Raw genomic sequence first — 8051 nt, 5'->3', positions numbered from 1 at the left:
AAATGTATAGATTCCATAAGGATTTACCCACTATATATAGACATTTTCTTAAAAGCCATAGACTCTATCTCATTCAATAACTCCCTATGTAATCAACAAACAGAATCACTTGAATTTAGTTTTATATAAATCCCACTACTTCATAATGCCCCACCTAATTAATTATATTAAAATAATTTATAACCTCTTTTAATAAAAATAGACTACTTCTAAAACAACACACATAAATTTCATATAATATGGAAATATTAAAAGGAAAATTGTTCTAAAATCAGGAGGTTTCCGCAATGACAAGTGATACATTTCCACAACTGCCGCTATCTTATTGGATTGAATCTACTCAGCTTCCTACTTTCCCTCGTTTATCCGAAAATATAAAGACAAAAGTTGCTATTATCGGTGCTGGTATTACAGGTATTACTACTGCCTATTTACTTGCAAAAGAAGGCATCGATGTTGTTTTAATTGATTCTGGTCGTATTTTAAACGGAACGACTGGGCATACAACAGCGAAAGTAACAGCACAACATGATCTTATTTATGATGAATTAATAAACCATTTCGGTGTAGAAAAGGCCGGGCTTTACTATGAATCAAATAATCAGGCTCTACAATTCATAAATGAAACTGTTCAAACATATAAAATCGACTGTAATTTCTCAAATGAAGATTCATATTTATATACAACTACCGATAACGGATTAAGAAATTTATCGAAAGAATATGAAGCTTATCAAAAATTAAATATACCTTGTGACTATGTTCAATCTCTATCGATTCCTATTCCAGTACAATCTGCGCTTATAATGAAAAATCAAGCACAATTCCATCCCCTTCTTTATTTAAAAACACTTTTAGAAAAGTTTGTGGAGATGGGCGGAAAGCTCTACGAACAAACAACAGCTATGGATGTGGAAAAGGGAGATCATCCACAAATAATTACAAAAGAGGGCCATCATATCACTTGTGAATATGTCGTCTCTTGTTCACATTTTCCTTTTTATGATGCAAATAGCTTTTTCTTTACGCGAATGTACGCAGAACGCTCCTACGCTCTTGCAATAAAAGCAAAAACGGATTATCCAGGTGGCATGTATTTAAGTATTGATGATCCAAAGCGCTCCTTACGCTATATAACAAACAATGGAGAAAAATTAATTTTGATTGGCGGAGAGAGTCATAAAACAGGACAAGGAATAAATACGATGCTTCATTACGAAGCACTTTATTCTTTTGCTGAAGCAACTTTTGGAATAGACGAAGTTCCTTATAGATGGTCAGCACAAGATTTAATCACTCTAGATAAGCTTCCTTATATCGGACATATTAACGAAAGAAATCCAAATATCTTTGTTGCAACTGGATATCGCAAATGGGGCATGACAACTGGAACTGCTGCCGCTCACCTACTGAAGGACTCCATCCTAAAAGTCCACAGTCCCTATAAAGAACTGTATGCACCATCACGCTTCCATGCAAATCCAGATATAAAAACGTTCCTCTCCCAAAACATTGATGTTGCGAAACATTTAATTGAAGGTAAGATTGAAACCGCATTACGTAAGCCAGAAGATCTCGAAGTTGGTGAAGGATCTGTCGTACATGTTAACGGTAAACGAGCAGGTGCTTATAAGGACAAAGAAGGAAAATTACATATCGTCGATACAACTTGTACACATCTCGGCTGTGAAGTTGAATGGAATAATGGTGATTGTACTTGGGATTGCCCTTGCCATGGTTCTCGTTTTTCAATTGAGGGAGACGTTCTTGAAGGCCCAGCAGATCAACCGTTAAAACGAGTTGATAATGAGTAAACAAATAAAGAAGTTCAACAGAATTACGGTTGAACTTCTTTATTTGTTATAAAATCTTTTCAGATAAATTTCGACACAGGGAGGGAAATATTAACATTAAATAAAATAATATATTCATCTACAAATTAAAAGGGGTGAATATTATGCAACCTTCAGCTCCACCTCATCTAGAATCTACAGAAACTATCTTTTCAAGCTCTATTACAAAACTTGTTGTTTTTATTTGTTGGCTAGCCATTTTAGCTGATGGATATGATTTAGGTATTTACGGTGCCGTTCTACCAAAGCTCCTAGAAGACAAAAGCTGGGCGCTATCACCAGCGCACGCTGGTACAATTGCAAGCTATGCTTTATTTGGGATGTTTATTGGGGCTATTCTAGTTGGAACGATTACAGATCTAATTGGGCGTAAATGGACGCTTATATGCTGTTTAGCACTTTTTTCTATCACAATGGGTTTAGCGGCTATCGCTTCTTCTCCTGAGTTATTTGGATTATCTCGATTTATAGGAGGAATCGGATTAGGCGGTGTTATCCCAACGGCTTCAGCACTTACTGTTGAATATTCACCAAAAAAAAGGCAATCTTTTATTTATGCTCTTATGTTTACTGGCTATCCTTTAGGTATCGTATTAGGTGCTATTTTGTCTATGTTTATGTTAGAAGATTTCGGATGGAGAATTATGTTTGGTATCGGAATGATTCCACTACTCCTCATTCCTTTCATTATTCGCTATTTACCTGAGTCCATTCAATTTTTATTATCACGTAATCGCCAAGAAGAAGTGAACCAAATTCTTAATCGTTTTCAAATTGAATTTCATGTAAAAAATAAAACTCATCAAGCTCCATCTACTATACGAAAGAAAAATGGATTTTTTACTTTATTCTCAAAAGAATACATAAAAGCAACACTACTTTTTTGGATCACTTATATAATGGGAATGTTTTTAATATACGGTTTAAATACTTGGTTACCACAGATGATGCGCCAGGCGGGATATCCTCTTGGATCTAGTCTGTCTTTTCTACTTATGCTAAATATTACCGCAGCTGTTGGTGCGTTATTCGCTGGAGCAATTGCTGATCGTATAGGCGCAAAAATTGTTATTAGCATCTCTTATCTTATGGCAGCCATATGTATCGGACTATTAACAATTAAGCCATCTGTTACAATCATTTATCTTTTAATTGGCCTTGCTGGTATTGGATCGGTCGGTATTACTCAAATATTAAATGCATATGTAACACAATACTTCCCATCACATATCCGAGCTACCTCCTTAGGCTGGGGACTGGGACTTGGCCGAGTTGGTGCAATTGCTGGCCCTATTCTCATCGGTATTATAATGACAATGCAATATGACTTAGCATGGAATTTTTACTTATTCTCCTTTGCAGGTCTTATCGCAGCTATATCTGTTTTCTTCATTCCTACAAAATAAAAAGAGCACAAACTTACTTGTGCTCTTTTTCATATGCTTCAAACAGCATGTCTCGAAATAGTGTATTTAAAATTTCAATATCGATCCCTGATCCCTTTTCAATTCCTTTTACATATTGCCCATAGTAATGAATTTGTTCTTCTAAAAATTGATTTAGCACCTTAATTTTCAATCCAACATCTAATTCAGTACCTGCTTTTTTCTTTATTAACAACTTTTCAATCTCATCTAATACACTACGTTCTAATGGTAATTCTGTAATCAATCGATCAAATTCTACAGGTGGTAAAGTTGCTTTCTCTTCTAGCCACTTACAAGCTAAAATAGGACGTAATACATAAAAGTACTTTTTCAGCTTTACATTCTCACCTTGCAAAAATTCACGATAATTTTTCGACGCCATATGTAAATAATGATATATCGTTGCTTTTGGATCAAAATTCTTCTCACTCATCTGTTGAAGTAGTTCTGGAAAATTAGAGTTTTTCGAATAAAAAATTGGTGATCGAATCCACTCAAGTAAAGCTGGGTTCGATTTCGCGAATAGTTGCAACGCCTTTTTAATATCCCAACCACTTATATCTAAATCATCACTAATTGGATATTCAATTACATCACGTTTGTCATGAATTGATAAATACCATTCTACCGGATGTATATAAACAAACCTAACATCATAATCGCTATCTTTCGATGGAAACCCCCAAGCACGACTCCCTGATTCCACCGCAAATAAAATTTTTACATCATTCTCTTTTTCAATTCTTTCTAACTCCAACTCGATTTTCTCTCTCATTTCATAACATCTCCATTTTTTGATTATTTCCTTGGAAATTCGACAATACACTATTTATTTTACTACATACTAAAAAAACTGTCAGAAATTACTGACAGCCTAATAAAACTTCTATTGTTGCTTTTCGATTACAGTAGCAGCAATTCGTTCAAACTCTTTTTGAATCTCCTCTTTATATGCATCTACTATCGAAAAATCCATAGCAGCAATATAAATTCGTTCTAATTTATCACGAACCGATTTTGCTTTCGCTAAGAAAGACATTGCCTCATTCATTTTTGCTTTATACTGAATGGAAACATCACGAATTTCCTTCGCATATTTCTCATCCGTCCCTGGCGTAACAATAAGGGCATACATATCAATAATTTCATCACCCTCACGACTTGGAAAATATTCATGCGGTGCGGTGCTATCAAAAATTGCAAAGCCTAATTCTCTTACGATAACCATATCAAGACTATTCGGGTCAAATCCGCAATGATATACTTCAACTTCAAATCCTTTTTCTTCAGCTGCCTTAGCTAACTTTTTGAGCATCGTTGATTTTCCAGAGCCTGGGCGGCCTTTTATAAAATAACGATGTGGTAACCCTTCTGTTAAATTAGGAACAAAGTCAACTGCTCCTTTCGGTGTTGCAGCTCCTAAAAAACGATGTTTGACAAGCGATTGTCTCCCGCTTTTATCTGCAAATAATTTCTGGATTAGCTGATCGGTTAGTTCATTTGCTTTATTAAAATCTATATTATCAATATATATCTTCTCCCACTCATCATGTATAATCAATGCCTCTTTAAAACGTGCGTAAGCAGACTGAAAAGCTTTGCTTGCTTCTGAAACAAATCTTTCAATTTCTAATTTCTGCTTTCTTAGTTTATCTGAGTCCCAAGCAATTCCTAAATTTATATACTCTTCAACAACTCCTGGCATTTTTGGCTCAATAACATGCGGTGATGTCCCATCAACAATTCCTACTTTTAATTGTGGGATAATTACACCATCAACCGATTTATTGTCAGAAGAACAATGTAAAAATTCAATATCATATCCTTTTCCAACCCATTCACGACCTATTGCCTTTATTAAAGAAGATTTTCCCGTTCCTGGACCACCCTTTAAGATAAATAATCTGTCTAATCCTTTTAAATTCTCTTCGTATAAATTGTGAAATCCCCTAGCTGTATTACCACCAGCATAATAATTCAATACATTTCCTGTCACTGCACTCACTCCTTCGCAGCATTCTATTTACATAAGCTACAATATGCGAGCAGCTTTATTTGGGTGAATACCTATTTTGTATTGCACATAAAAAGGAAATGAATTACAATTTAACTATCAGAAAATTAAGATTCCGAAACTGAATACTTCTTTATCAAGAGAGGCAGAGGGACTGGCCCTTTGAAGCCCAGCAACCTCAGTTTATACGAACTGAATAGATGCTAATTCCTGCAAAATGCATTGCATTTTGGAAGATAAAACTCAACTAGCATGTAAAGCTCATCTTTCTTGATACTGAAGGATGAGCTTTTTATTATTTGAAAAACATATATTGGAGGTATGTAAAATGAAAGTAATTGATTTATCACAAACATTTGAAAATAATATGTCTCAATTTCCTGGAACACCTAAAATACAACTAGAAGCTGTTACAAGTGTTGAAGAATCAGGCTATCAAGTTACAGATTTTCATTCTGTCGTTCATGTTGGCACGCATTGTGATGCTCCTGCGCATTTTATTTCAGGCGCAACGACCATCGATCAATTACCGCTGGATCAATTTGTAGGTGAAGCTGTTCTTATTGATGTAACTCATGTACAAGAACGAAAACTACCTAAAGAAGTACTGCACGATGCTGATATAAAAGAAGGAGATATTGTTATTTTCCATTCCAATCTATCTACTAAATGGAACACGGAGGCGTATGAGAAAGAAGCTTTTTATCTTTCTGAAGAATTAGCCGAGGAACTAGTACAATTAAAAGTAAAATCTGTCGGTTTAGATTTTATTTCTCCTGATGAGGTAACGACAGAAACATCACCAATTCATCACATACTACTTGGGAATAATATTTATTTAATCGAAAACTTAACAAACTTAGATGCCATTCACACGAAACGTTTCTTCTTCTCAGCAGCACCTTTAAAAATTAAAGATAGCGACGGTGCTTTTGCAAGAGCATTTGCTGTAATTTTTTAAACAAACTATACAAAAAAGCAAAGATCATCATTGACCTTTGCTTCTATTTTTTTTATTTAAATTAAGAAAGAATTGCTCAACATGAGGACGTAACCAAGCTAAATAATCCTTCTCTTTCTTCTTTGTACAAGCTATTTCTTCCCCATCTACCATTTCAACAAGTTCTAGTTCTAACAGTTGCTTCGTGAATGCTAACATATTCACTTCTTCGGATGGATACTCTTCTTTTAATTTCTCCTCAATTTCCCCCAATAAAAAACCGTCACGCATCATTGCCAATGCATCAATCCAAAGTGGCGGCATTTCATATTTTTCTCCTGTAATTGTGTCTTTTACAGTATAATTCTTTTGCTCTTTTCGAAATTGAATCGTGTGTAAACATACAGTCGAATTTAATGTTAATTCCATCATACCACCTCTTTCATAATATCTGCATAGAAAAAAGGATGCGCGTGCACCCCTTCTTATCTTTTCATAACACTACTGAACCGTTACATGAGCAATCAATCTCATGTCGATATTTTCCTCCATTATAAACGAAGTATTTTATAAAAAAAACCCTTCTTGAAACATTTTATAAAATGTTTATATTTACACAACAAGAACACTTTTCTGAAAAATCTTTTCTCAAATACATTAAACGGTCGGCAGAAAAATTTCTACTTTCGTTCCTACTCCTAGACTACTTTGGATCGTGATACTCCCTTGATGTTCCTTAATAATTTTATATGTAATCATTAATCCAAGTCCTGTACCATTCTCCTTTGTTGTGTAAAACGCCTTGCCGATTTTTTCTAACTTCTCATTCTCTATACCACATCCTTGGTCTTCAACAGAAATACACAAATGTCCTTGCGTTTTTTGATATGCACGGATATGAATTTCTCCACCCTCTGGCATTGATTCTATTCCATTTTTAATGATATTTAATAACACTTGTTTTAATTGCTTATCATCACCGTTTATAGCCGGTAGATTTCCATCTACTTGTAAATTACATTTAACTCTATATTGCGTTGCATAACTTTCCATTAGATGCACAACATATAGAAGGGTGTCTCGTATATTACACCTTTCATAATTTGTTGGCTTTGGTTTCCCTAACAACATCAATTCACTAACAAATCCATTAACCCTTTCAATTTCTTGTAGCATAATGTCGTAGCTCATCGTATCAGTTGGATTTCTTTCTTTTTGCATTTGCGTAAACCCTTTTAACGCTGTTAGTGGATTTCGAATTTCATGGGCAATTGTTGTAGACATAGTCCCAATCACAGCTAAATTTTCCGTCTCTTTCATATTGTTCATCATTTCAACCACTGTTCTTACATAAGATTGAAATCGTTTTAATAAAGAATGTGAAATAATGAAATAAAATACACATAAAACAAGTGGAATTATCACTTTTAAATCTTGTAATAGCAATGTGAAAAATACGTACTTTCCAATTACACTAAAGGAAACTAAATAAAAGTATTTTCTATTCACGAAAACTGGGGCAAATAAAATTAACAACATTTCTACCATACTACCATGTTCAAAAGGTCTATCCGTTCGCAAATAAATCATTAAATTATTAACAAGATTGATAAACATGTATCCAAATAAAAATAAATATTTTACAGAATATACATACCCTCTTTTTTGAAGATATATAGAAATAGGAAATAATGCTATTACAAATATAGGCACACCTATCCCAAGACTACCTTCTGGCCACCCTACCGCTGTTCCACTAATATTCATAGCAGGATATACAAAATAATATATAGCGTCATATAAAAAGAATATAATAT

7 protein-coding genes and 1 riboswitch are annotated in these 8051 nt (G+C 34.2%); of the genes, 3 read left to right on the top strand and 4 right to left on the bottom strand.

All coding sequences use genetic code 11. The features are described from left to right. Positions 1 to 287: 287 nt before the first annotated feature. A complete protein-coding gene (locus tag ACQGS6_RS19025; RefSeq protein WP_000199992.1) occupies positions 288 to 1814 on the top strand; it encodes an FAD-dependent oxidoreductase in 1527 nt (508 codons plus the stop codon). A gap of 143 nt (positions 1815 to 1957) precedes the next feature. Then, positions 1958 to 3259, top strand: a complete 1302-nt coding sequence (locus ACQGS6_RS19020) for an MFS transporter (protein ID WP_001183092.1) — start codon at positions 1958 to 1960, stop codon at positions 3257 to 3259. Positions 3260 to 3272: 13 nt separating this feature from the next. On the opposite strand, the gene ACQGS6_RS19015 is transcribed toward ACQGS6_RS19020, so the two are convergent. Both ACQGS6_RS19015 and ACQGS6_RS19010 read right to left on the bottom strand, forming a co-directional pair. After that, on the bottom strand, positions 3273 to 4055 hold the full coding sequence (locus ACQGS6_RS19015; protein ID WP_001208232.1) for a nucleotidyltransferase domain-containing protein: 783 nt from the start codon (positions 4053 to 4055) through the stop codon (positions 3273 to 3275). A 111-nt stretch (positions 4056 to 4166) separates the two neighbouring features. Then, entirely contained in the window at positions 4167 to 5276 is a 1110-nt protein-coding gene (locus tag ACQGS6_RS19010) for a PRK06851 family protein (RefSeq protein ID WP_326318630.1), read from the bottom strand. Between the two features lie 148 nt (positions 5277 to 5424). Continuing rightward, positions 5425 to 5537, top strand: a riboswitch (SAM riboswitch). Between the two features lie 85 nt (positions 5538 to 5622). Here ACQGS6_RS19010 and ACQGS6_RS19005 point away from each other — a divergent pair. Then, on the top strand, positions 5623 to 6255 hold the full coding sequence (locus tag ACQGS6_RS19005) for a cyclase family protein (protein WP_000862983.1): 633 nt from the start codon (positions 5623 to 5625) through the stop codon (positions 6253 to 6255). Positions 6256 to 6282: 27 nt separating this feature from the next. Here ACQGS6_RS19005 and ACQGS6_RS19000 read toward each other — a convergent pair whose 3' ends face one another. Then, a complete protein-coding gene (locus ACQGS6_RS19000) occupies positions 6283 to 6663 on the bottom strand; it encodes a hypothetical protein (RefSeq protein WP_000424119.1) in 381 nt (126 codons plus the stop codon). A 228-nt stretch (positions 6664 to 6891) separates the two neighbouring features. Next, positions 6892 to 8049, bottom strand: coding sequence for an ATP-binding protein (locus tag ACQGS6_RS18995; protein WP_426965438.1), 1158 nt, complete (start codon positions 8047 to 8049; stop codon positions 6892 to 6894). Between the last annotated feature and the right edge of the window lie 2 nt (positions 8050 to 8051).

The sequence above is a fragment of the Bacillus sp. GMs2/2 genome (genome assembly GCF_050172095.1).
Lineage (GTDB): Bacteria > Bacillota > Bacilli > Bacillales > Bacillaceae_G > Bacillus_A > Bacillus_A cereus.
Note: the sequence above shows the minus strand (reverse complement) of the source record. Positions and strands in the feature narration are given on the sequence as shown.

Bases quoted from the DNA above. Each gene is read 5' to 3' on its own strand.
- ACQGS6_RS19020 (WP_001183092.1), top strand. From the start codon at position 1,958: ATGCAACCTTCAGCTCCACCTCATCTAGAATCTACAGAAACTATCTTT.
- ACQGS6_RS19000 (WP_000424119.1), bottom strand. From the start codon at position 6,663: ATGGAATTAACATTAAATTCGACTGTATGTTTACACACGATTCAATTT.
- ACQGS6_RS19005 (WP_000862983.1), top strand. From the start codon at position 5,623: ATGAAAGTAATTGATTTATCACAAACATTTGAAAATAATATGTCTCAA.
- ACQGS6_RS19015 (WP_001208232.1), bottom strand. From the start codon at position 4,055: ATGAGAGAGAAAATCGAGTTGGAGTTAGAAAGAATTGAAAAAGAGAAT.
- ACQGS6_RS19025 (WP_000199992.1), top strand. From the start codon at position 288: ATGACAAGTGATACATTTCCACAACTGCCGCTATCTTATTGGATTGAA.